General features: G+C 45.1%; 23 protein-coding genes, 1 pseudogene and 1 riboswitch. Of the genes and pseudogenes, 11 read left to right on the forward strand and 13 right to left on the reverse strand.

Translation table 11 applies throughout. From position 1 onward, the window contains the following. Position 1 precedes the first annotated feature (1 nt). From BIT28_RS17420 to BIT28_RS30400, 4 genes are all read right to left on the reverse strand, one after another. Positions 2–352 carry a hypothetical protein gene (locus tag BIT28_RS17420; protein ID WP_075766036.1) on the reverse strand — a complete coding sequence of 117 codons (351 nt, stop codon included), beginning with the start codon at positions 350–352 and terminating at the stop codon, positions 2–4. A gap of 45 nt (positions 353–397) precedes the next feature. Then, positions 398–1,198, reverse strand: a complete 801-nt coding sequence (locus BIT28_RS17425) for a class I SAM-dependent methyltransferase (RefSeq protein ID WP_075766038.1) — start codon at positions 1,196–1,198, stop codon at positions 398–400. A 214-nt stretch (positions 1,199–1,412) separates the two neighbouring features. Then, positions 1,413–1,823 (reverse strand): ester cyclase, encoded by a 411-nt coding sequence (locus tag BIT28_RS17430; RefSeq protein ID WP_075766040.1) that lies wholly within the window; start codon positions 1,821–1,823, stop codon positions 1,413–1,415. A gap of 171 nt (positions 1,824–1,994) precedes the next feature. Continuing rightward, positions 1,995–2,147, reverse strand: coding sequence for an NAD(P)H-dependent oxidoreductase (locus BIT28_RS30400; protein WP_089153689.1), 153 nt, complete (start codon positions 2,145–2,147; stop codon positions 1,995–1,997). 440 nt (positions 2,148–2,587) lie between these two features. Here BIT28_RS30400 and BIT28_RS17440 point away from each other — a divergent pair, with 440 nt between their 5' ends. Then, on the forward strand, positions 2,588–3,217 hold the full coding sequence (locus BIT28_RS17440) for a hypothetical protein (RefSeq protein ID WP_075766042.1): 630 nt from the start codon (positions 2,588–2,590) through the stop codon (positions 3,215–3,217). 579 nt (positions 3,218–3,796) lie between these two features. Next, complete coding sequence (locus BIT28_RS17445; RefSeq protein ID WP_075766044.1) at positions 3,797–5,152, forward strand: alpha-amylase family protein; 1,356 nt, start codon at positions 3,797–3,799, stop codon at positions 5,150–5,152. 68 nt (positions 5,153–5,220) lie between these two features. On the opposite strand, the gene add is transcribed toward BIT28_RS17445, so the two are convergent. From add to BIT28_RS17460, 3 genes and pseudogenes are all read right to left on the reverse strand, one after another. After that, positions 5,221–6,216 carry an adenosine deaminase gene (gene add, locus BIT28_RS17450; protein ID WP_075766046.1) on the reverse strand — a complete coding sequence of 332 codons (996 nt, stop codon included), beginning with the start codon at positions 6,214–6,216 and terminating at the stop codon, positions 5,221–5,223. 25 nt (positions 6,217–6,241) lie between these two features. Then, positions 6,242–6,341, reverse strand: a riboswitch (purine riboswitch). A gap of 116 nt (positions 6,342–6,457) precedes the next feature. Continuing rightward, positions 6,458–6,670: pseudogene (locus BIT28_RS17455) on the reverse strand (alternative ribosome-rescue factor A); the annotation flags it as partial. A gap of 119 nt (positions 6,671–6,789) precedes the next feature. Further along, positions 6,790–7,899: a serine hydrolase domain-containing protein gene (locus BIT28_RS17460; protein WP_075766050.1), complete on the reverse strand. Its 1,110-nt coding sequence runs from the start codon at positions 7,897–7,899 to the stop codon at positions 6,790–6,792. A 555-nt stretch (positions 7,900–8,454) separates the two neighbouring features. Here BIT28_RS17460 and BIT28_RS17465 point away from each other — a divergent pair. Further along, positions 8,455–9,150: a MaoC family dehydratase gene (locus tag BIT28_RS17465; protein ID WP_075766052.1), complete on the forward strand. Its 696-nt coding sequence runs from the start codon at positions 8,455–8,457 to the stop codon at positions 9,148–9,150. Positions 9,151–9,225: 75 nt separating this feature from the next. On the opposite strand, the gene BIT28_RS17470 is transcribed toward BIT28_RS17465, so the two are convergent. From BIT28_RS17470 to BIT28_RS17480, 3 genes are all read right to left on the reverse strand, one after another. Continuing rightward, positions 9,226–9,912, reverse strand: coding sequence for a DNA alkylation repair protein (locus BIT28_RS17470; protein WP_075766054.1), 687 nt, complete (start codon positions 9,910–9,912; stop codon positions 9,226–9,228). A 153-nt stretch (positions 9,913–10,065) separates the two neighbouring features. After that, on the reverse strand, positions 10,066–10,884 hold the full coding sequence (locus BIT28_RS17475; RefSeq protein WP_075766056.1) for a cytochrome c: 819 nt from the start codon (positions 10,882–10,884) through the stop codon (positions 10,066–10,068). A gap of 152 nt (positions 10,885–11,036) precedes the next feature. After that, on the reverse strand, positions 11,037–12,440 hold the full coding sequence (locus tag BIT28_RS17480; protein WP_075766058.1) for a tryptophanase: 1,404 nt from the start codon (positions 12,438–12,440) through the stop codon (positions 11,037–11,039). A gap of 207 nt (positions 12,441–12,647) precedes the next feature. Here BIT28_RS17480 and BIT28_RS17485 point away from each other — a divergent pair, with 207 nt between their 5' ends. From BIT28_RS17485 to BIT28_RS17505, 5 genes are all read left to right on the forward strand, one after another. Next, positions 12,648–14,015, forward strand: coding sequence for a glutamine synthetase family protein (locus tag BIT28_RS17485; protein ID WP_075766060.1), 1,368 nt, complete (start codon positions 12,648–12,650; stop codon positions 14,013–14,015). Positions 14,016–14,026: 11 nt separating this feature from the next. After that, complete coding sequence (locus BIT28_RS17490) at positions 14,027–15,439, forward strand: aldehyde dehydrogenase family protein (RefSeq protein WP_075766062.1); 1,413 nt, start codon at positions 14,027–14,029, stop codon at positions 15,437–15,439. Positions 15,440–15,444: 5 nt separating this feature from the next. After that, positions 15,445–16,608 carry an iron-containing alcohol dehydrogenase gene (locus BIT28_RS17495; RefSeq protein ID WP_075766064.1) on the forward strand — a complete coding sequence of 388 codons (1,164 nt, stop codon included), beginning with the start codon at positions 15,445–15,447 and terminating at the stop codon, positions 16,606–16,608. 6 nt (positions 16,609–16,614) lie between these two features. Next, entirely contained in the window at positions 16,615–17,349 is a 735-nt protein-coding gene (locus BIT28_RS17500) for a glutamine amidotransferase-related protein (RefSeq protein WP_075766066.1), read from the forward strand. Between the two features lie 147 nt (positions 17,350–17,496). Then, entirely contained in the window at positions 17,497–17,820 is a 324-nt protein-coding gene (locus tag BIT28_RS17505; RefSeq protein WP_075766234.1) for a DOPA 4,5-dioxygenase family protein, read from the forward strand. A gap of 24 nt (positions 17,821–17,844) precedes the next feature. On the opposite strand, the gene BIT28_RS30020 is transcribed toward BIT28_RS17505, so the two are convergent. Both BIT28_RS30020 and BIT28_RS30025 read right to left on the reverse strand, forming a co-directional pair. Then, on the reverse strand, positions 17,845–18,129 hold the full coding sequence (locus tag BIT28_RS30020) for a hypothetical protein (RefSeq protein ID WP_245823742.1): 285 nt from the start codon (positions 18,127–18,129) through the stop codon (positions 17,845–17,847). A 9-nt stretch (positions 18,130–18,138) separates the two neighbouring features. Continuing rightward, a complete protein-coding gene (locus BIT28_RS30025) occupies positions 18,139–18,426 on the reverse strand; it encodes a BUD32 family EKC/KEOPS complex subunit (protein WP_245823744.1) in 288 nt (95 codons plus the stop codon). Positions 18,427–19,188: 762 nt separating this feature from the next. On the opposite strand from BIT28_RS30025, the gene BIT28_RS17515 reads away from it, so the two are divergent. The 3 genes from BIT28_RS17515 to BIT28_RS17525 all read left to right on the forward strand — a co-directional run bounded on the left by BIT28_RS17515 (position 19,189) and on the right by BIT28_RS17525 (position 22,394). Then, a complete protein-coding gene (locus tag BIT28_RS17515) occupies positions 19,189–20,817 on the forward strand; it encodes a methyl-accepting chemotaxis protein (protein ID WP_075766068.1) in 1,629 nt (542 codons plus the stop codon). Positions 20,818–20,866: 49 nt separating this feature from the next. Next, positions 20,867–22,087, forward strand: coding sequence for an alanine racemase (gene alr / locus BIT28_RS17520; RefSeq protein WP_075766070.1), 1,221 nt, complete (start codon positions 20,867–20,869; stop codon positions 22,085–22,087). A gap of 91 nt (positions 22,088–22,178) precedes the next feature. Next, positions 22,179–22,394: a hypothetical protein gene (locus BIT28_RS17525; protein WP_075766072.1), complete on the forward strand. Its 216-nt coding sequence runs from the start codon at positions 22,179–22,181 to the stop codon at positions 22,392–22,394. A gap of 121 nt (positions 22,395–22,515) precedes the next feature. On the opposite strand, the gene BIT28_RS17530 is transcribed toward BIT28_RS17525, so the two are convergent. Then, the gene (locus BIT28_RS17530) at positions 22,516–23,367 is read right to left on the reverse strand and encodes a DMT family transporter (protein WP_075766074.1); all 852 of its coding nucleotides are present in this window, start codon (positions 23,365–23,367) and stop codon (positions 22,516–22,518) included. Positions 23,368–23,413: the final 46 nt, after the last annotated feature.

Here is a 23,413-nt window from a genome sequence, read left to right on the forward strand (position 1 = left end):
GCTATTGCTTGTATTCCCCAAAAGCCGACTGCTTGTGAAGCTTAAACCAGAAGCTCTCTTGACACCGGTTGGTAAAGGTCTTTCTCTTGGGACGTATCTGTGTACTTGATGACTCTGAAATCACTTCATAAGAAATCCAGCACTCCGGGCATATCAGCTCATTCGCCTCAAATTCCTCGGATTCAGTGCAGTACTTAATTGTTACGCCATTTGAAAAGTGAAATAACGACTCTTTGCAATCTACGGTAATACTCTGATCTTCATAAGAGTTATCAACTGACTCCCGACTGATTAACTCCAGCCCTACCGCTTCACCTTTTATCGCAGCGACATAAGTAAAAAGGTTATTCATTCCACATGCGTCCATTTGGAAAATATATAAAACATATCAGAGTTATTATTCTGGTTTACGAGCAATAACCAGCCCATGATTACTCGAGCCAAGCAATGATGGTTTGGAACATACCATCAGGTGATACTGCAACCAGGCTTGATACTCTTGCTCAGACAGCGCATTAATTTCCGCCCCAATGTATCGGCCAAAGCCATCTGTCGCCACATGCTTTTCAACGTCGAGCCCTTCCGATTGAACTAAACCTTCAACCTCATCGGGCGTGGCGAAGTACCCCGTTCTAAAGAACGGGTCAACATCTTTTGTCGTCACCAATCCTGTTTCATGTAATTCACCCAAAACTTGTGGTGTTACCAGAGCATGCGACATTTTTGCCAGCAATCCAGCAACAAAGAAGCGACTGATATAAGCAACGGCCACGATACCATTCGGTTTGAGTATTCGATAAGCTTCTTTAATAACAGTCTGTCGCTCATCTTCATTTTGAATATGGTACAGAGGACCTAGAATAAGCACGATATCCTGAGAGTTATCCGGAATAAAATGCACATCCGTCGCATTTGCCTCATGAATATTCAGCTCGACACCTTGCTCAGCCGCGTTTTGCTCTAATTGCGAAACCAGCTCTGGTACTAGCTCTACAGCAGTAACCTCCAGCCCTTTCTGTGCGTAATATATGGAATAGCGGCCAGTTGCTGCTCCGAACTCTGTGATCTTCTTTGCAGGCTGCGTAAATCTTTCCAGCTGGTTGATCGTGGTATCAAATTCAATCCGGGTGATATTTTGACAGACGAGACGTTGCTCTTCGTCAAAATTCGCATAATACCCCATGTATTCTTCTTGCACTGTTACCTCCTGTGCCGTGGAAAATATCTAGCTGCGAGCGGATTACAATAGGCCGTGTTGACCTTTCGTGGTTGAATTTTGTTCGAAAGGTCAACACGCCCTAATTGTGCATCTTATTCGAGGCTGATTTATAAAGAAGAATATAAGTTAACAGCTTAACAGCAATACGCAACCACTCTACTATCAACTGGTAGGCGTATATAGATTATTATTCTTATTGGATAACACTAATTTGTTGCAGCATACCCATTTGATCCCACTGCTCCCAACGTTCAACAACTTGCTCCCCTACCACTCGATCCAATATCAAGCCTCCAAACTTTGCCCGTTTGCCTGTTGCAGGGCTATCACCCAGAGGCCCCGTATTCGTCCCTTCAGCCGACCACCTTGTCGCCACCTTATCACCCGCGATAATTTGATCTTCGACTGTAATCTGTAAGTCAGGAAAAGCGGTCAAAAGACCCGCTACCAACTCTTTGAATGCTGAAACCGAGATGTTAGGCTCCGGTGCCCCGGCAATGTGAATGACGCAATCCGGCGCAAAAGCCTCATCTGCAACCGAAACATCTCCTCTATTGAGCCCTTCAATCCATACTCGCTCGTACTTGGTAACGGTTAGGTTCATAGTCATCTCCTTGCTAGGGATCGCCTTATAGTCCCTGCAGCGTATCGTATAAGGAATTAATGCTCAGTAAAGGTATAGACTAACGCCTAGAAAAATACACAGGCTAACCTGACTGATAACCCCCAACACGAGTACGTATTCATCGTCGATGATTATGGTTACACCTTTTAATTAATCCAACTTGCAATACATGCGAGCTCCTTTGCTGTTGTAGTCATAAGCAATCCCCGGAAAGATAAGTTTATCGATAAACCCTTTTGTCAAAGCAGGCATAAGCTCCCACCAAATAGTGAAGATAAATACAATATGATCTGCTCTTTCAATTCGCTGTTTGTAGTCGAGAACTTACTCGTCAAAAAGGTGCAGGGAGCGTTCAGGATCGAAGTTGTCATTATCTAGGTGGATAAGGTCAAGTCATGATTGCCTTCATCCAGCCCTCTCTTGACCGCTTTCAGAATGGCATTACAAAAGCTCATATACATTGAACCTCAACCCAAAAAAATTAAACGCCTCTAGCGACTAAGCTCTACTAATTGCTATAAAAGTCGAGCAACAAAGCGTGATTTGGCGCACAAAATTAACATCAAGTCACTCACTCCAAGTCAAACGTACAATTTTAAATTGAAACATCTCGAAAGGTGATGAAAGATAGTGAAAGTTAAATCCATAAAGAAAGAGCGGTTAAAGAGTTTTCTTGACTAGTAATCACCACTCTGGAATGAACACATGGCAAGCAGCTAATTTTTCACGAATAGTAGGTTAATATGATTTATCTTGTACTAATTGCTTTTTTTATTATCCCTATTCCTTTCTTAGTCATGGGAATAAAGTTTCAGCATTCAAGTTTTAGGGCTCGTTCGCTACACAAGGCGATTTACAATAAAGCAATTAAAGAATTTTGCGAACACCACTTCCACATTCTTTACTCAGAAAAAGACGGACGAAACAGCAAAGAAAAACGGCTTATGACCAACCTCCAACAAGCAACTGAAGCCAGTTATTGTGATGTGATGATCTCGATTATAAGTGCAGATAAACATCTTTTGACCGTAGAAAAGCAAAGCCATAAATTACTGAATGTTGTATTAACAACCGCTACGCTGGATAACTACGACTCCGATTATCTGAGTCATATAATTTCTTCGACAATAGTGCTTCATAGCTTCAATTCCGACAATGATACCTATTTACCAGGGGATACACCGAGCATAAGCTATTACCCTTATGTTCCAGGTTCTCCCCTAGTAATTGCTATCGTTATCTATATAGAAACATCAAAGAGGCTAAAGAAAGTCGATAAGCAGTTCCACTTCAATGGAAGCAAAAATGTCAATACACGTATCCACCAGCTTGAGGATATCCTTCAAAGAGAGAACGTTGAAATAATGGAGTAGCGGCTAACGGCGATAACACTTACTCTTCAGGCGTAAATACCCGAATGCGATGCCCGTCAGGATCAACAGCGACAAAAGTTAAGCCAAACACCAAGTCTGTAGAGGTCTGGATATTTATGACAGCGCAACAATTGAAGCAAATCGAATAAGCGTTGACTTCGGGACATATCAACCAACCAAAAACAATTTCCGAATAATCTCAGATATTACTTCATCCAAATTATTTGTGCTATTTCAACATTATAGAGCCAGCTCAATATATTCATCCAATAGCAATGCTATACTGACACTCCTGCAGCATAACTAACCTAAATATTTAGCCCTACATAACGTTCATCTACTCACACTATTGATAACTTCATCACTACCGTTCGGGATATTGCTCTCACCTTTATAAAAAAGCGCTAATCATTCGCCAGATTAATAAATAACCTCCAAACTATTCCAATAACAAAGCAGAGCACAACAATGACGAAATTCAACTCTACATTAGCAACCACTAGCTCCAAAAAAGCTTCGGGGATTAACAAGCTAACTAAAGCGAGCCTGTTGAGCGCTAGCGCACTGCTAGGCGCTGGCATGTTTGCTTCCCAGGCACATGCCGATACCATTCTTCATGCCTTTAACTGGAAATACAGTGACATCACCAGTCAGGCAAAAGAAATCGCACAAGCCGGCTACAAGACAGTACTCATCTCCCCACCGTTAAAATCGACCGGTGATCAATGGTGGGCACGTTACCAGCCTCAGGACATTCGCCTAATTGATTCACCTGTTGGTAACAAAGAGGACTTGCAGGCACTGATTGCCGCACTAAAAGCAGAAGGTGTCGGTGTCTATGCCGATGTTGTTCTCAACCACATGGCTAACGAGAGCTGGAAACGCAGCGATCTGAATTACCCTGGCAGCGAACTGCTTACCCAATATAACCAAAACGCAGACTACGTGAATCGACAGAAATTGTTTGGTGATCTCAGCCTTGGTCAGTTCTCTGCCAACGACTTCCACCCGGCCGGATGTATCACCGACTGGAGCAACCCGGGACACGTGCAATACTGGCGTCTGTGCGGTGGCAACGGTGATACAGGTTTACCGGATCTTGATCCAAACAACTGGGTTGTCGGGCAGCAACGACTCTATCTTCAGGCGCTTAAAGATATGGGGATATCCGGTTTCCGTGTGGATGCCGTTAAGCACATGAGCAACTACCAGATCACTCAGATCTTTACCCCTGAGATCACCTCTGGCATGCATGTCTTTGGCGAAGTGATCACCAGCGGTGGCAAGGGCAGCAACGATTACCATTCGTTCCTGGAACCTTATTTGAACGACACCAACCACAGTGCCTACGATTTCCCTCTCTTTGCCTCAATCCGCTCAGCATTTTCTTTCAACGGTAGTATGACTGCTCTCCATGATCCGCAGGCCTATGGTCAGGCACTATCCAATGATCGAGCCGTTACCTTTACGATTACCCACGATATTCCGACTAATGACGGTTTCCGCTATCAAATCATGGATCCAACTGATGAGAAGCTTGCCTATGCGTATATTCTGGGTAAAGACGGTGGCACACCACTCATTTATAGTGATGCACTGTCTGCCAACGAAGACAAAGACAACGGCCGGTGGAAAGATGTCTGGAACCGCAGTGATATGACCGCCATGATCAGCTTCCATAATCAGCTGCAAGGCAAAACAATGGAAGTGCTGTACAGCGATCAGTGCCTGCTGCTATTCAAACGAGAGAAACAAGGGCTTGTCGCTATCAACAAGTGTGGCGAAGAACGCTCCTACACCATTGATACCAATCAGTTCGAGTTCAACTGGTACCTGCCATACAAAGACAAGCTGAGCAACCATAGCGAAACCATCAGCTCACGCTATCACACGCTCTCAGTACCTGCTCGTACTGCGCGGATGCTTGCTCTCTAATTTCAAACCAGCTATAGAAACAAGAAGGGCCAGACATCATGTCTGGCCCTTTTCGAATAAGCTAAACGTTAGTCTGCGTACTGCATCAGATGCTGCTTCACTGCATCTGCCGCAAAGGAGTGCTCAACACTGACCTTGTAAATAGCAAAGTAATCTTCACGACTTAGATCGAACTCTTCCACGACCTTGCGCACTTCATCAGTCATCGTCGTATTAGACACAGTACGGTTATCGGTGTTGATAGTGATTAGTACACCGTCTTTGTGGAAAGCCTTGATCGGGTGGCTACTGAGGTTATCAACGGCCTTAGTCTGGATGTTACTGCTAGGACATGTTTCCAGCGCCACAGACTCACTCTTGACCAGCTCATAAGCTTCCGGATGGCCTTTGATATGAATACCGTGGCCAACACGTTCAGCGCCCAATAGCGATACCGCATCATGAACATTCTGGCCATCGCCCTGCTCACCAGCGTGGATAGTCACTCGGTATCCTTTCTCGATGGCATACTGAGCATATGGAATGAACTCATGACAGAAGCCAGATACTTCACTACCCGCCAAATCAAAAGCGACAACACCGTTATTTAGGTACTTGGCACCGGCGTCAATGACTTCGTTAATACGATCCTTCGGCATGGTACGCAGAATCGACAAAATATAATTGCCATGAATATCGTACTGCTCTTCTGCTCTCTTCATGCCTTTAACAACGCTGCCGATGATCTGGTCAAAGGTCAGGCCGTTTTGCAGGTGAAGCATAGGACCAAAGCGAACTTCCAAATACTTGACGTTCTCTTTGGCAGCATCTTCAAACACTTCAAACGAAATACGCTCAAGCCCTTCTTCTGTTTGCATCACAGAAAGTGGCAGTTCAAAACGCATCAGATACTCATCAAGGTTCTGGCATGTTTCAGGGGCAACCATCAGTGTTTTGATTTCACTGATATCCTCACTTGGAAGAGGCAGGTTTTGCTGGTGAGCCAGTTCAATAATCGTTTGCGGGCGAACACTACCGTCTAGGTGGCAGTGAAGATCTATCTTGGGCAGGTCGAAGTTGTTCATGAGTCTCTACCTTTATTCAAATGGTACATAAAGTTACAGACTTCATAATCAAGAGTTTAAGGCTCTTGGTAGAAACTCCCAAACCATATCATTGGGATTATACGAAGCAAGTTGGCTGAGGAGTCTATCATTGTGATTAACTACCTGCAATCCATACGGTTAGCGCATCTGAGACGGCTAAAATGAATAATTATAGTACAGGGGAAAGAACCCTATGCGATAACAGCAACTATGCTGCTATTGAATAGGACTCTCGCCCTCCGTGCTTACCCTTACGCTGAAAGCTACCCTTCCCTTTTTTCGCCTTCACGACACGGGTACGAAATAATTTGCTTGTCACAGCCGCCTTCAGGGCGTTGTCCTGAATCGTACCGCGACCTAGCTCGGTCTGTTGCTCATTCTGCTCAGCTAGCTGGATATTATCCACCAGCTGTAACTTCTTTTTCTTGCCCATGATATCTTTCCTCTGATAAGAATCGTTGACGAGATAGAAACACACAATCTACCTCAGGGGTAAATATTACCGCCATCAATGACTGGAAGCAAAAAAACACATAACGCCTGATCCCGTATTCACTCCAGATACTCTTTATAAAGGTCGAGAAACTCCAGCACAATCTCTCTGGCAACTTTGGTTTCGCAGTTGGTCAGAAAGACCATGCCGGTTTGGGTGTGGCGATTAAATACCATTTCAGTTCGTATCCCTTTCACCCACCCGCCGTGGTGAACAAAGCCTGTGATCCCCTTGTAATCAAAAGTCCGCCAGCCCAGCCCGTAATAAACATTACTCAGCTTGGCACGATAACGGTATTGATTAGCCCGTATGTGAGGCTTATGCATCACCTCCAGGGCCGAAGAGCGCAGTACCGACGGGTTATGGCCAAACTGGGCCAGCATCCACTTAGCCAGATCCTGTGCGCTGGCATTAACCCCTGCCGCAGCCGGCACCTTGTAGTAATAAGGCGCGGGTTTCACGGCTGCACAACCAGACTTGACTTTGACATGCGGAACAACGCGATTTGAACTCTGCTCGAACTCATCCAACCCGTAAGACGCATGGTTCATTTTCAGCGGAATAAAGACCTGCTCTTTGACCAAGGTGGGAAAATCCATCCCCGCGGCCTGGGCAAGCATGTCGGCGCTGAGGTTATACACCACGTTTTGGTAGCCATAGCACTTTCCGGGATCGCACACGAACTTAACTCGCTTTAACGCCCGGAGTATGCGGGTATAGCGCACGTTGTCTTCCAGCATATCGGAGTAGGCCTGAGGCACCAACCCGGTAGTATGCGACAGCAAATGCCTTAATGTGACGCTCTTACCCAGGTCAGGATCACTGAACTCAATATTGTCGAGATAAGGTATGACATGGGTATCCCACTCAATTAGCCCCTTGGAAACCAATATCGATGTTGCTGCCGATGCAAATGTTTTCGATATCGATGCCAGCGGAAAAACTGTAGCTGAGTCTATCCGCTTATTGCCACCGGCTTTAGTCACCCCGTAGCCACGCAGCAGGCGAATATTGCCATTGATAATGACAGCCAGTGATGCACCTGGAATCCCTTTTTTCACTGACTTTTTCACATAGCTATCGAGTGCGAAAACGATCTCGTCTTTGGGGGCAGGCAACGCTACCCCCAAAGGCAGCAAGAGAAGGAAGACAGACCACAACCTGCACATCACAGATACACCAACCTTATCGAATTTTCACTAAGGTTAGCGCCTAAAAGCAGCACATTATCTTCTCTGAATTGAGAATTAAACTCGATAACAATAAAGTGTCAGCAAATAGAACAAAAAAAAACATTTATTAGAAAATAGTTCAAGAAATATACTTATTTTTCCTCTATGATTATTTTATTGTTCTTTTTTAACATGACGCATTTATTTGCTATTAATTCAACTGAATTAATAATTACTGCTTACAGATGTGCGCTCAAAATAGTAATTTGCGTACAGGTGTTCGCTGAAAATAATATTTATTGTGTACAAGTGTTCGCTGAAAATAGTGTTTTATTGAGAATTCATACCGTTTGCGTGATAGTTATGTCAAATTTTAGATCATTTGCACTATCTTTGCGTTGCTCGTATATGCTTGATAAATAAAAAGAAATACTCATCGGATGAGCTTGAAAGTGAGATCCAGGGCACAAAATGACTTTTATTGTTGGCCATAACCGCTACAATACACAGCCTCAGCCACTTCAAGACACATATTAATAAGGTCACATAGTCATGAATGTAGTCGATTTTTTTAAACAGAAGCGTGATGTTCTTTCGCTACATCCGTTCGAACTTAAAGATTTCCTATCACCTTCCCTGCGTGACTACTGGCTTGAGCTTAGAAATAAGGCAAACAATAGCCAGATCGGTCTTTTAATAAAAGATCATAAACTGGCGTCCAATGACGATATAGCAGCACCAGCTGAGCCTGTTGCCCAGCCTGCGCCGATCGTAATGAAGCCTGAAGCAGAAAAACTGTTCAATGAGTTAAATGACACCCTTGGTGAAGTCATTCATGTCGGACAGTGGCTAACTGTCGATCAAAACCGTATTAACAGCTTCGCCGATGTCACTGAAGACCATCAGTGGATCCACACCGATCCAGAGCGTGCAGCCGAAGAGTCACCTTTTAAAACCACTATTGCCCATGGCTTTTTGACTCTGTCGCTACTTTCTGTGCTGACTGACAGTGTTGATCCGGATAACCAGAAATTCCCGACAGCGAAAATGACCGTTAATGTCGGGTTGAATCAGGTACGCTTCCCTTATCCGGTAAAAGCAGGTAACCGTGTTCGTGCCAGCACAAAGATTCAGTCTGTTACACCGATCAAGCGTGGACTTGAAATCGTTCAGGAACTAACAGTTGAAATTGAGGGCGTGCGCCGTCCGGGCTGTGTCGCTGAATCTGTGATCCGCCTTCACTTCTAAACGAAGCCAGACGGTACCACCCAAACGTTAAAAGGCCATCTCAAGATGGCCTTTTTCAATATCAGCACCTGGTCGCTACACTTTTTCAATCACTTTTAATGCTTCTTTCTTGCTGAGTGCAGATAGCTTACCTTCATTGCGCGCTACAAACGCTGATACATAGTCAGGATCGGTTTTGGAATATTCTCTCAGCACCCAGCCAATCGCCTTTCGAATAAAGAACTCTTCTTCATCTGCCAGCATCAAGATAGTCTCTTCCAGTATAGGGACATTCGTTTCAGACTTATGCTTGAGATGGGCCAGCAACGAAGCTCGGCGCAACCACATGTTGTCGGATACACGCCAATCTCTGAGCTTTTCCTCCAGCTCTCTGTTTTCTTTAACCAAGCCTCCAATAAGGTTAGATGCAATTTTATCTACGGTATCCCAATGAGTGGCCTCCAGAAGCATCTCTTCGTAGATTTCAAATGCTTCTTTGGTCCGAAAGGCTTTATAGTACTCGGCGACATCCATAGCCAAATACTGTTCCTCCCGGTTCTCACCTGACCAAAGCCAGAGAACCAGGCGGCTATAATCTGTAAATGTACCGACTTTAGTGTGCTCGCGCGCCAGTTTAAAAATGGCCTGACGTTCCGGAGCCTTTACACCGTAAAACGGCTGATCCGTCTTCATATATGCCTGCATCGCCTTTGCATCCTCGGCATTGCCTGCTTCAGCCATGCGCTGCTGCATAAAGATCACCATGGGAATGATCAGAGACATAAGTACTTCCTTTACAACTAACTATTATTATTTTTGTATTGGAACACAGTTAGGAATAGCGGAAAACTACTTTTTATCACTCAGTTTCAATCGATAAGCTCAGCAAGCCTGCTGAGCTTACTGGACATTGATTCTCCCCATTTTAAAAGGTATTCAACGTTTGGCGGCTTTGCCCTGGTAGGCTAAATATTCCAGGATACTATCAATTTGCTGGAAGCTAAGATCGGTATGATCAGGCATTTGGGTATAGCGGAATTTCGATGGTTGACGAATGTACTCCCGCAATATCTCGGGGCTGCGATAGGCGAGGATATTCATTGGGGCATTCAAATCAGGACCAACCTTTCCCCCTTGCTGATCTAATGCGTGGCACTTCATGCACCTGTCTTTGAACAATTTGAATCCGGCAAATACATTCGTCGTTTCTTTAACTTGCTGAGGATACAACGCCGGGTATTGATTTTTAAACTCAACCGTATCAATAACTGCCAGCTGATAAGGCCATGGATAAGCTTGCTTAGGCGTCTGTTTGTTGCCAGTCCAGACCATGTAGAAAGGTCCGGGGTTAGACTGGTTGTGGCCAATAAGTTCCCAGTCAGGCTGCTCCGCATCACGGTATACGATATAGCCACCTTGTTCTAACAGTTTATCGAAAGGCGAAACTGCCTGGTAGCCATCAAGCGCAACAAACTTAACGTCGGTACTCAGCTTACTTTCCCACGATTTTCCGTAAGCCAATGCCATAACATCATGCAGAGCAAAGGCCAGATATCGCTTGTTTTTCTTGTATTGGGGATCATAAATATCTATCTGATGTGTAAGTAATTGTTTTTTCATTACCCCCAGCGTCAACGCATTAACAGTTTCCCCTTCTTCCGAAAAAACGAGTTTCGCTGAAGAGGCGTTTACCGACCATACACACAACAAACATAACACTGAAAACCACTTCATCCATAAAGTCGAACGCATCATTATCGTGCCCCCTTTATCGCAATTATTGGTTAGAATGCTTACTAATCACTTGATTTACTTTGAATATAGTCAGTAACAACTAAGGGGAGCTAAACCTTACACTCATTGGAAGCAAGGTCACGGATCATACTGAATTATGCTCAATTATTGAGCTATCCGCTCGCTAATTTAAACGTCGAGGTAAAGTGCCTAAGTACCGGCGCTTCGTACTCAAACTCCAGTCCGGATAAGTTATTCGCCTGGCTGACTACATTGATCAACGCGTCTGCGACATAATCCATATGATCATTGGTATATACGCGGCGGGGAATGGTAAGACGCAAAAACTCCACAGGTGATGGTTTTTGCCTTTTTGTGACAGGGTCACGACCGGCAAGTAGTGATCCTATTTCAACCGCACGGATCCCGGCCTCCAGATACAACGCATTGCATAATACCTGGGCAGGAAATTGTTCTGCAGGGATATTCGGTACAATCTTTTTTGCATCGACAAAGACAGCATGTCCTCCTGCAGGCAACTGAATCGGTACGCCTGCCTGCTGTAACCGATAGGCAAGATACTCAACCTGCTTGATTCTGTAGGTCAGATAATCTTCATCTAACCCTTCATAGAGACCGCGAGCAAGCGCCTCCATATCCCTGCCAGCCATACCGCCGTAAGTAATGAAACCTTCCATCGGTACACAGCGGGTTTGCACATCCTGAAACAAGGCGCGATCATTGCGAATAGCACATAACCCACCGATATTGACCATGGGATCTTTCTTGGCTGACAGCGTTAGCATATCGGCATACTGGTACATCTCGGCAACAATCTGTTTAATCGAATGGCCCTGATAACAAGCTTCCCTGTGTTTGATAAACCAGGCATTTTCACAGAATCTGGCCGAGTCCATGATCACCGGAATCTGATACTGTTTGGCCAATTGATAAACCGCCTTCAGGCTTGCCATCGATACCGGCTGACCCCCTGTACTGTTACAAGTTATGGTGACAATGATCCCCGCAATATTTTCTGCATGATAGTGAGCAATACATGCTTTTAGCTTCTCCAGATCAATATTGCCCTTCCAGTCATAAAGAAGATCGGTTTCAAATGCCCTTTCATCCACGATATTAATGGCCTTGCCTCCGGCCAACTCCACATGAGCTGCAGTAGTATCGAAATGAAAATTAGAAAGGAAAACGGGTTGTTGACCGCCACGTTCCTCCCGCAATTTATCAACCAGGCACGGAAACAGTATCTGTTCTGCACCCCGCCCCTGGTGTGTCGGCACAAAGTCACGATAGCCAAAAATATCTTCAACAGCTGCCTGAAGATGATAAAAATTCCGGCCCCCCGCGTAAGCCTCATCCCCCAGCATTAATCCGGCCCATTGTGTGTCACTCATGGCACCGGTACCCGAGTCGGTCAGCAGGTCGATATAGACATCTTCGCTTCTCAACGCGAAGGGGTTATAACCCGCCAGCTTGAGAGCTTCTTGCCTATCCGCCAACGTCGTCATCCGAATAGGCTCTACCATTTTTATCCGAAAGGGCTCAGGAATACGTTTCATTGGCGCCTCCTCATCCTCACCGCTAACTATAGCGTAAGGCAAATCCCCTCCTTGAGTTGACGAATACCCTTCGCCTTCCTACGTTAAATATATCAGCCACCTATAAAACCTTATTGAGCCAAGCTGAGCTTAAAACGACTTAGGGAACTCATAAGGCACCAACAACATTATCCGGCTGCTCTTACAGTTAACAGGGATGCCTGCAATATGGAACCAAGAGACGTCAAGACAATCGACGACGCCAAAGTCATCATCAATGACCGCGGCCTCACACACGTCAAAGTCGGGTTATTTGACAATGACGGTGTCATGCGCGGCAAATACATGTCGAAAAGCAAATTTTTCTCTTCGCTCGAACACGGGTTCGCTTTTTGTGATGTCGTCCTTGGATGGGATGTTAAAGATCAGCTCTACGACAATACCCAATACACAGGCTGGCACACCGGCTACCCCGATGCCCCCGTTCGTATCATTCCGGATAGCTGTCGAGATGTCCTCGACGAAGGCGGAATGCTGTTGTTTATTGCCGAATTTGCCGGGCCGGCTGAATCAATTTGCCCCAGGGCCACGCTAAGAAAGGTGATCGACAGAGCCGACGAGATGGGGTTTGATGCCATGGCCGCCCTTGAGTATGAGTTTTTTCTCTTCAATGAAACCCCGCACTCCGCCAGAGAGAAAGGCTTCAAAAACTTAGAAACCGTCACACCCGACTGGTTTGGCTATTCCATGATCCGTAACTCAACCTACTCGGATTTATACAAAAGCATTCTTGCCATGGCCGAAACCATGGATTTTCCGATAGAGGGGATCCACTCGGAAACGGGGCCCGGTGTGATCGAAGCTGCTATTGCCGTTGACCACGCCGAAGCCGCAGGAGACAAGGCTGCGCTATTTAAGACTTACATGAAAGTGCTGGCTCAAAAGCAGAATTTACTGGCGACCTTCATGGCGAAGTGGAGCAATGATTATCCCGGTCAGAGCGGCCATATTCACCTTTCAATAATGAACAAAGACGGTTCGTCAGCATTTTTTGACTCAAGCCAGCCCCATACCATGAGTAAGGCACAGCGGCATTTCCTCGCCGGCCAGCAACGGCTGATGCCCGAGCTATTGTGTATGATTGCTCCCTCCGTCAACAGCTACAGCCGGATGATCCCCGGATTCTGGGCACCTACTGATGCCACCTGGGGGATTGAAAACCGTACCACGGCCCTGCGAGTAATTTCAGGCTCTGCCAAAAGCCAGCGAATCGAATACCGAATTGGCGCCGCAGATGCCAACCCCTACCTTGCCCTAGCCGCTGCCCTGGGCTCCGGCCTGTATGGCATCGCAAGGGAATGGGAGCCCTATGACGCTGTTACCGGCAATGCCTATGAGCAGCCCCACCCTGAAGAGCTGGGATTACCTCGTACCCTATGGGATGCCACCCAGCGCTTCAAAGCGTCGCAGGCAGCTCGCGAGCTGTTTGGTGATGCCTTCGTAGAACATTTCGCAGCATCACGAGAATGGGAAGACAGAGAATTCAGAAAGCATGTTACTGATTGGGAACTCAACCGCTACTTCGAAATCATCTGAGGCAGGCAGGCATGACACATCAACCTGATGAAAACGCAGTCTTACAAACTGTCTCCCCGGCGGATAATAGCATTGTTGTCACCCAGCCGTTAGCCAGCCAGGAAGACATCATAGCTACGCTGGAACGGGCAAACATCTCGCAAAGTCACTGGCGACAAACACCGCTCTCACAGCGGAAAGCCTATTGCACCAAAGCCATTGACGCCCTGCTGACCCACAAAGAGATGATTGCCTGCGAGATCAGCTGGATGATGGGACGCCCGATTCGCTACAGCAACAGCGAGCTAAGAGGCGTTGAAGAGCGTGCTCGCTATATGATCTCCATCTGCGACGAGGCACTTGAACCAATCACCCTGAACGAAAAACCGGGGTTTACCCGTTATATCAAGCATGAGCCCCTCGGCACGGTATTTGTCATCGCCCCCTGGAACTACCCTTACCTCACCGCTATCAACTCGATCATACCGGCTCTGCTGGCAGGAAACAGTGTGATTCTCAAGCACTCGTCACAAACGCCACTATGCTCTGAGCGACTGCAGCAGGCTTTTGATGAGGCCGGGCTGCCCAAAGGCGTGTTCCAGCACCTCTTTCTTAACCATACTGATACCGAACAACTTATTGCCAGCGAACAAATACAGCACGTGGTCTTTACCGGTTCGGTCTCTGGAGGGCGGATGGTCGAGAAAGCGGCGGCCGGCCACTTCCACAACATTGGTCTGGAGCTTGGCGGCAAAGATCCTGCCTATATCCGTGCCGATGCCGATCTGGACCATGCGGTAGCCACTGTTATCGATGGCGCTCTGTTCAATGGTGGACAATCATGCTGCGGTATCGAGCGTGTTTACGTCGACGCCACAGTTCATGATGAGTTTGTCAATCGTGCCAAAGAGGAAATTCATGCGTATCAACTTGGCTCGCCACTCGAATACGAAACGACCCTCGGTCCTCTGGTGCGAACCGCTGCAGCCGACTTTGTCCGGGCTCATATCCAGCAGGCCATCGAGATGGGCGCAACTGCCCACATCAATGAATCAGACTTTCCGGCCAGCAAACCGGGTACGCCCTATTTAGCCCCTCAGTTGCTGACTGATGTGACTCATCAGATGCGAGTCATGACCGAAGAGACATTCGGCCCTGTCGTTGCCGTACAGAAAGTGCATTCCGATCATGAAGCCGTCGCCCTGATGAATGACAGCGAATTCGGGCTTACCGCCAGCATTTTCACCCGCGATACCAAGCAGGCCATAAAGCTAGGGGAACAACTGGACGTCGGTACGTTTTTTGTCAACCGGTGTGACTACCTTGATCCGGCGCTTGCCTGGGCGGGCGTTAAGCACTCTGGGCGCGGGTGCGCCCTGTCAAAACTGGGGTTTGAAACCCTGACCCGGCCTAAATCATTTCACATCAAGCACCCTCAGGAGTAACCGTCATGCTCAAGACACATTGGCACTATCCCACCGCAATTACCGTTGGTGAACATTGTTCTGACCAACTTGCCCAATACTGTAAAGATGCCGACATTCATAAGCCGCTGATGGTGACAGATCCTGTCCTGGCTGACAGTAAAATGGTTCGAAATGCCCTTGCTCAATGTCGCCTTGCTGATCTGGAGATTCAGATATTTCACGGCGTTCAGGGCAATCCAACCGGACAAAATGTCGAAGCTGGGATCCATCATTATCTGGAAGGTAAACATGATGGCATTATTGCTTTTGGCGGAGGATCCAGTATAGACGCCGCCAAGGCGATTGCACTGGCAGCAAATCAGTCTCTCCCACTTTGGGAATTTGAAGATAAGGGAGACAACTGGCAAAAAGCCGATGCCAAGGTTATTGCGCCGGTGATCGCCATACCGACCACTGCAGGTACCGGATCGGAAGTCGGCCGTGCCGCAGTCATCACCGACGAAAACCAGCAGCTAAAAAAGATCATTTTTCACCCCAAGATGATGCCTGCTCACGTCTTGCTTGATCCTTCTCTGTCCACCGCCCTGCCCCAACCCTTGACAGCCGCAACCGGAATGGATGCCCTCTCGCATAATCTGGAGGCCTTCTGCTCACCGTCCTATCATCCAATGGCCGATGCCATTTCGCTTGAAGCGATGCGGATGATCATGCACTATCTACCCGTCGCCTACCTCGACGGGAACAATGTTCAGGCACGAACCCAGATGCTCGTGGCATCCACAATGGGAGCTACCGCCTTCCAGAAAGGACTCGGCGCAATGCATGCCATTGCACATTCATTAGGCGCGGTATATAACCAACACCACGGTCTGCTCAATGCTGTACTGATGCCATATGTACTCACCGCCAATCGCCCCAGAATTAATGAGAAAATGGCGCGCCTGAGCCGATACCTTGCCCTGCCCAAATCTGACTTTGACGGTGTTATGGCATGGGTACTGTCTCTCCGGGAAGAACTGGCCATTCCCCATACTCTGGTTGAAATTGGAATCGATAACCAACAGGCTCAGCGTATCGGTGAAATGGCTGCGGCAGATGCGGCGGCAGCTGGCAATCCTGTGTCCTTCGACGCCGCGCAATATGCCGATATCTTTTGTCACGCCGTTAGCGGCAATCTAACTGACTGAGGCGCTATGAGACTGGGCATTTTACTCTGTGACGATGTTAGGCCCGAGTTGCAAGAAAAGCACGGCAACTATCCGGCAATGTTTAGCGAGCTGTTTCACCAGGTCAGCTCGGACATCGAGCTCCACTTCTATCGCGTTATTGACGGCCAGTACCCAGAGTCATTGGATGAGTGCGATGCATATGTCAGTTCGGGCAGCAAGTACAGCGTCTACGATGACATAAGATGGATCCGCACTTTTGAGGCCTTTATCCACCAGCTGTTCCAGCAACATGTTCCTTTTGTTGGCATTTGTTTTGGCCACCAGATGATTGCCAGGGCGCTTGGCGGCGAGGTTTGCCGCACCGACAAAGGCTGGGGACTTGGTGTTGCCGAAGTGGAACTTCAACTTGACGAAGTCAGCAAGCATAGCTGGCTGACACCAGCAGAAAAACGCTACTCGCTACTGGTTAGCCATCAGGACCAAGTCATTGAACCACCAGAGCAAACACGGGTACTGGCTGGTAGTGCATTTTGTCCCTATGCAATGATTCAGGTCGGTAGTCACTTTCTTGGTATTCAAGGGCACCCAGAATTTACCCCCGAATACAGCCACGATCTGATCAAATTAAGACGTGATAGCTATCCACCGCAAGTTTCAGAACACGCCTTACTTTCATTAAGCCAACCTACCGACTACATAGGTGTCACCCAATGGATGATTAACTTTATCAAACTTCGCCACCTGAACTTCTCTCGCTAGAGCAGCGTGTAACAGGGCGATATATTATTCGAAATATCTGAACATCTTCTTCTACCGGGAGTTATGGTTGTCGCTATCAATTTCTCTACAATTGGCTATATCAAACAGATAAATGTCCTGTTTGAAGTAACCGCAGGAGAAACAGCAATGTACCATGCTCATATTTATTTTGACCTTTCCCAACAGTCACTTGCTGAACAAATCCATCAGCAAATCCGACTAAGCAGAGCGGATACCACCGCAATCTTCCCGTTGGTGAAAAAGAAAGTTGGTCCTCATGTGAAGCCCATGTTCGAGGTACATTTCAACGATAACCAATTTGGTTTCATCGAATGGCTCGAACAACATCGTGCTGGGCTTTCAGTGTTGATCCACCCGGTTACCGGCAATCATCTCGCCGATCATACCCGCGATGCCATCTGGCTTGGCGAAAGGCTCAGTGTTCGCACAGAAATATTCGGGCAACATTAAAAGATTATTACTACAAAAGGCTTTCTAGACGTAGCTGCTAATCCACTGGTTTATCTGTTCTTCGAATGGCGCTTTTATCGGAATCCCAAAGCTTTCATGTATATTGATTTGAGCAGGATCTTTCGTTTCCCTGTACGCTTTCACTCCTTGGGAGTTTGCCCAGTAATACAGTCCCCAGTTCACTAGATTCCAGTTTTCATCATAGGGGTTGTGTTCGTAATCAACGTAATAGAGAGTGCCTTCGCACAACACAAAATTATCGGGGAAATAGTCGATATTTAACCCTTCATTTTGGAGTGTAGAGGCCATGTTACAAACTTACTCAATACAGGTTTCTGGAAGGACTTCGTCAATGATAAGGTCTGTCACAAGGTGCCCATCAATGATTTCTTTTACCAAGAAGTTTTCTTTAGCACTCACCTCTAGCAAAGTCGGTACGTTTATTCCGACTTGCTGTAACTTCTCATAGGCTACCACTTCAAGCTCAACCTTACTGGCATCACCAAATGCGTAGTATGGACAAAGCTCATAATGCATCAACTTAACCACATATTGATTTTTCACCTCGTTGGGCGAGATATGAGTAACCTGACTTTCCTCTACCAAGAAATTTCAATAGCCTAAGGTTTCCTCGATTAGTAGTAATGTCATTTCCTGTTGCATTCGTGATATCTATGATTAGACCCTTTGTTTTATCCTTTACCTAGGCCACCACAGCAGCCAGATATATCGAGACAAGGTAGCAAGGAAAGCACTCTACAATTAATACGTTGGTTAACATTACAGCACCGAGCAGAAGAGAAAATAAAATTACCACTCCAAACCATCATTCAATCACATGATATTAATCATTAAAAACAGGCTCACGAAGTAAGCGTCAAAGAAACATCACGACGCCATATTTATGACGTTCATCACATCACAATGAGAATAAATGATATTTAGCAACCACCTATTGGGATCAAGATCACTGTTCGGACCAGTCTGGGCTTTTTCTTTACCAAAAAGATGTAAAAACAAAGACCCCAATAAAACTCTTTTTAATCAAGCAGATATAAATAGAGTATTTATACGAAATTTTACTGGACGCCTAATTTTCTAGTCATTGGAGAATGGATTTTAATACTCACCTATTGATATTGATAATGAAAATAAGTAATCTCTCGGCCGTAATATAAACATAAGAAATATAACTAACACGAATATTGATTGAGCTGATATTTAATTCATTTAAGATAACGAATTCTAAAAATAATCAGCCTTCAATTTAAAAGCCTCACTTGCATTGGTTACAAAGCACATTTTTATAGGATCATATTAGCCTGACAAACTTTGTTGTCTGTCAAGCTTATATAAATAGGTAATAGAATGAATCAAAACTGGGGACTAAGAGGCAAACTCTTGGCTTGCTTTTCAACGTTGGCCTTCTTAATCATAGTGTCATATTCAACGTATTCATACAATGTAATATACAGAACAGCAATTGATGGATTAGACTCAAAACTAGCAGCTTCTGCATATGCTTTAAATGGTTTAATTGGTGAAAATGCTCATGACACATTACCGTCAGTTTCAGATAACTACGAATCTATTAGTAATAAGATTAGTCGATTTACAAAAAAATCAGAAATTGACTGGGCTTATTCGACAATAGAGAAAAATGGAAAAGTATATTATACCTACATCAATAAATCAGATAATGAGCTAGCCTCTGGCAAGTATAAAAACTGGTACCTTGAAGAGTATAAAGTTGTTCCCCAAGGCTTACGTGATGCATTCCAAACTCATAAAATTCAATATGAAGAATACGAAGGTGAATTTGGGATGTGGCGTTCAGTTTTCATTCCATTTAGAAATATCAACGGCGAGTACTATGTCATCGGTGTTGATGTGGCATTAAGTTATTTAGATACGGTAAAAAATCAAATACTTGTTCAAGTTGGCATTTTTGCTACCATTATTATTTTGCTCACATTGCTGGTGACATACAAAATATCAATAAGAATAGTCAAACCACTTAACCACCTTAACCACGTATTACAGGGCTTTGCTAATGGCAACTGGGATTTAACAAGAGAAATACCGACCACTAGTCATGATGAAATCGGGAAAATAACTAATTCGTTTAATATTTTCATTGCATCCCTTCGGATTAGAATTCAGGAAATTAACGATGGCTCAAACTCCATAACAGACACATCAAAACAACTCAATAATATTTTTGATGGAATATCTGATCGTTCCACTTCTCAAGCTGAAAATGTGCGCAGTAGTGCCACTGCTATCGAGGAGTTAGCCGCCAGTATCCAAAGTGTATCAGGCATAACAAATAGCATAAACGATCAAGCAAAACAGTTTGAAGTACAAACACAGGAAACTGTAACAAAAGTCGATCAAGCTGTAGATGGTATGGTAAATGTTCAGGAAGGGGTCAATGAACTGGCTTCAAACCTTGAAGAATTAGATAAAAGTGCCAATAAAATTAATACGATTGTATCTGTCATTAAAGATATTGCAGATCAAACCAACTTATTGGCATTGAATGCTGCAATAGAAGCCGCTCGTGCTGGTGTGCAAGGACGAGGATTCGCTGTTGTTGCCGATGAAGTACGTAACCTTTCGGAACGAACTGCTCTTGCAACAGTCGAAATAGAGAATATGCTAAAAAACATCCATCACGATACCAACATTACTTCTGACAATATGAAGAACTCAGTTGAGTTAGTCAACATAAGTACTTGTCACGCAAACGAAGCTCGAAGCTCACTGATAAGCTTTACTGATGAAATTATTTCTTTACTCAATAACATGGAGCAGATATCTAACTCTATGCAGGAACAATCAGATGCAGCTCAACACTTGTCAGGTAGTGTGTCTTGTTTAAGTATAAGTGCCGATGATAATCAGATTGCAACTAAAAACTCCGAAACTGAGTTAACAGATTTGAACAATCGCACAAGTAATCTTCATGATATTGTTGGCCAATTCAGATTATAACGACAGTTAAAATAACTTCAATTAGATAAAATCCACATAAGAGTATTAAATGAAATTTAAATTATCGCTTATAGCTTTTTCAATTTCTCTTGTTGCCAATAATGCCATGAGTGCTCCGTTCATTCTATCAAGTAATGATATTACACAGGAACAGCAAGCAATGCAGCCTAATGCCTGGGTTGAAGTTGATAGAGGCATTTTCGAAAATAATATTCAACTGCTTCAAAAAGAAGTTGGAAGCAAGACCAGAATTTGTGCTGTAATGAAGGCAGATGCGTATGGAAATGGGATCGAAAACCTTATTCCTTCAGTTATTAATAGCAACATTTCATGTATAGCAATAGCCAGTAATGAAGAAGCCAAAATAGCCAGGAAAAAAGGTTTCAATGGTCAAATACTTCGAGTAAGAGCTGGTACTCCTGATGAAATAGAAGCTGCTGTTAAATTTAATATTGAGGAGCTTATTGGTACCCTCGAGCAAGCTGAAGCTATCTCTAAAATTGCCAAAAAACACAATACAAATATTTCAGTACATCTTGCTTTCAACTCTGCTGGAATGGGGCGTAACGGTATTGACCTAACAACCGATAGTGGTAAAAAGGATGCTGTCAAAGTAACAAAAACACCACGTGTTAACATTGTAGGTATGATGACCCACTTTCCGACAGAGGATTTAAATACAACAAGACTGGGCCTAAAACGATTCATGAATGAGACTAGTTGGCTAATAGAACACTCTGACTTAAAGCGAGATGATGTAACTCTTCATGCAGCTAACTCATACACGACATTGATGCTACCAGAAGCTCGTTTGGATATGATCCGTCCAGGTGGAGCACTGTATGGTGACACAACATCACAATTTCCAGAGTACAAAAGTATTGTATCCTTTAAAACAGAAATTGCTTCTGTTCATAAATTCCCTGCAGGTTCAACTGTTGGTTATGATAGTACCGAAATCTTATCGAGAGAATCATTACTAGCTAATCTGCCAGTAGGTTATTCTGATGGTTACCCTCGGTCTCTGAGTAGAAAAGGCTATGTCTTAATCAATGGTCAAAGAGCGAAAGTCATCGGAAAGACATCAATGAATACAACGATGGTTGACATTACAGACATTAAAGGTGCTAAACCTGGAGATGAAGTCGTTCTATTCGGTCAACAAGGTGTTGGCGAAATATCTAGGTCTGAGATGGAAAGCAAAACCGGACGACTATTATGCGATTTATATACTCTATGGGGAGGCGTTAATCCAAAGTATATAAAATAGCCTCGATATAACAGCTAAAATAATAATTGTCAGTAAGTATAAAACTACTAGAACACTGCTTGGCTGACACAGTCTTAAGAGGGGTATCATAATGAAAGACGGTGATGATGAACAGCCTCAGTTAAACACTCATCAAAACCTAGTAGTTATCGATAAGGACAGAAAGTTCATGGGCTTTAGCGAGTTTAATAAGCACTGTGATAGTGCTGGCTGTGTACCATTTATTAATGTGTTTGATATTTATGAAAGCTGGAAGCATCTATATGAAGCCGAAAGCCCAAAAGATGATAATCAAAACATTCAATGATATTTTTAATATAAAAGAGTTCGTTGCTCGATCTCTTTTACACTGGCTACATGACGTGTAGAAAGGAAAAAAAACGCCGCATGGATGCGGCATATACCAGTTTCATTGTTATTGCTTCACTTTAACCTTTCTTACTCAACACCAGAGCAATACCACCAAGGATTGCAATCGATGCCAGGAACAAACGCAGTGAAATCGACTCCCCAAGAAATAACACACCACCAATTGCGGCTATTACTGGCACGCTCAACTGAACGGTAGCAGCGGTTGTTGCCTGCAATGCAGGGAGAACGCTATACCACATCACATAACCGAGACCCGACGCAATAGCACCAGACAAGACCGCATACCCCACCCCGGACCAGTCTGGAGATAATCGGCCGAGCATTATTACACTCAACACCAAAGTAAAAGGCACTGCCCGGAGAAAATTACCCGTGGTAGCCAGAACCGGATCACCCGCCGTTTTCCCCCTGATCGAATATATCCCCCAGGCTACGCCAGCGGCGAGCATCAATACCGAGCCCACCAGTGGTGGGGCTGATAAACCGGGTAGCAGCAACCCCAACAGCCCACTGATAGCAAAGCCAAAGCCTAACCATTGAACCGCCGTTAGCCTTTCCCCCTGCCACAACCCATATCCCAGCATAGTTGTTTGCACGGCAGCAAAAAGTAATAATGCGCCGGTCGCAGCCGACAAACTAATATAGGCAAACGAAAAACCTGCCGCATAGACAAACAAGGCAAGAGCAGAGAGCCAGTTCCCTTCGGCTGGCTGAGCACTGCTTCTGTGAATGGAAATCAGCCACAATACCGCAGATCCCGAAACCAGACGGATAGTGGTAAAAGTGGCAGCATCGATGTCTGTTTCTAGCAACGCCACCCTGTTTAGTAATGAGTTTCCGGCAAATGCCAGCATTGCGAGCGTAGTCACCGCCATCACTCTCGAGAATGGCTTTTCATCCTGTGTCATTTATCTAACCAACACCTTCGTAATCTGATTCACAGGGGGGCAGAAG

The organism is Photobacterium proteolyticum (assembly GCF_001939735.1).
Lineage (GTDB): Bacteria > Pseudomonadota > Gammaproteobacteria > Enterobacterales > Vibrionaceae > Photobacterium > Photobacterium proteolyticum.

Coding starts and splice junctions, on each gene's coding strand:
- BIT28_RS17525 (WP_075766072.1), top strand. CDS start 22,179: ATGAAAGACGGTGATGATGAACAGCCTCAGTTAAACACTCATCAAAAC.
- add (WP_075766046.1), bottom strand. CDS start 6,216: ATGAACAACTTCGACCTGCCCAAGATAGATCTTCACTGCCACCTAGAC.
- BIT28_RS17460 (WP_075766050.1), bottom strand. CDS start 7,899: ATGTGCAGGTTGTGGTCTGTCTTCCTTCTCTTGCTGCCTTTGGGGGTA.
- BIT28_RS17440 (WP_075766042.1), top strand. CDS start 2,588: ATGATTTATCTTGTACTAATTGCTTTTTTTATTATCCCTATTCCTTTC.
- BIT28_RS17430 (WP_075766040.1), bottom strand. CDS start 1,823: ATGAACCTAACCGTTACCAAGTACGAGCGAGTATGGATTGAAGGGCTC.
- BIT28_RS17475 (WP_075766056.1), bottom strand. CDS start 10,884: ATGATGCGTTCGACTTTATGGATGAAGTGGTTTTCAGTGTTATGTTTG.
- BIT28_RS17495 (WP_075766064.1), top strand. CDS start 15,445: ATGCTCAAGACACATTGGCACTATCCCACCGCAATTACCGTTGGTGAA.
- BIT28_RS17515 (WP_075766068.1), top strand. CDS start 19,189: ATGAATCAAAACTGGGGACTAAGAGGCAAACTCTTGGCTTGCTTTTCA.
- BIT28_RS17485 (WP_075766060.1), top strand. CDS start 12,648: ATGGAACCAAGAGACGTCAAGACAATCGACGACGCCAAAGTCATCATC.
- BIT28_RS17530 (WP_075766074.1), bottom strand. CDS start 23,367: ATGACACAGGATGAAAAGCCATTCTCGAGAGTGATGGCGGTGACTACG.
- BIT28_RS17470 (WP_075766054.1), bottom strand. CDS start 9,912: ATGTCTCTGATCATTCCCATGGTGATCTTTATGCAGCAGCGCATGGCT.
- BIT28_RS17480 (WP_075766058.1), bottom strand. CDS start 12,440: ATGAAACGTATTCCTGAGCCCTTTCGGATAAAAATGGTAGAGCCTATT.
- BIT28_RS17465 (WP_075766052.1), top strand. CDS start 8,455: ATGAATGTAGTCGATTTTTTTAAACAGAAGCGTGATGTTCTTTCGCTA.
- BIT28_RS17420 (WP_075766036.1), bottom strand. CDS start 352: ATGAATAACCTTTTTACTTATGTCGCTGCGATAAAAGGTGAAGCGGTA.
- BIT28_RS17505 (WP_075766234.1), top strand. CDS start 17,497: ATGTACCATGCTCATATTTATTTTGACCTTTCCCAACAGTCACTTGCT.
- BIT28_RS17445 (WP_075766044.1), top strand. CDS start 3,797: ATGTTTGCTTCCCAGGCACATGCCGATACCATTCTTCATGCCTTTAAC.
- alr (WP_075766070.1), top strand. CDS start 20,867: ATGAAATTTAAATTATCGCTTATAGCTTTTTCAATTTCTCTTGTTGCC.
- BIT28_RS17500 (WP_075766066.1), top strand. CDS start 16,615: ATGAGACTGGGCATTTTACTCTGTGACGATGTTAGGCCCGAGTTGCAA.
- BIT28_RS30020 (WP_245823742.1), bottom strand. CDS start 18,129: ATGGCCTCTACACTCCAAAATGAAGGGTTAAATATCGACTATTTCCCC.
- BIT28_RS17490 (WP_075766062.1), top strand. CDS start 14,027: ATGACACATCAACCTGATGAAAACGCAGTCTTACAAACTGTCTCCCCG.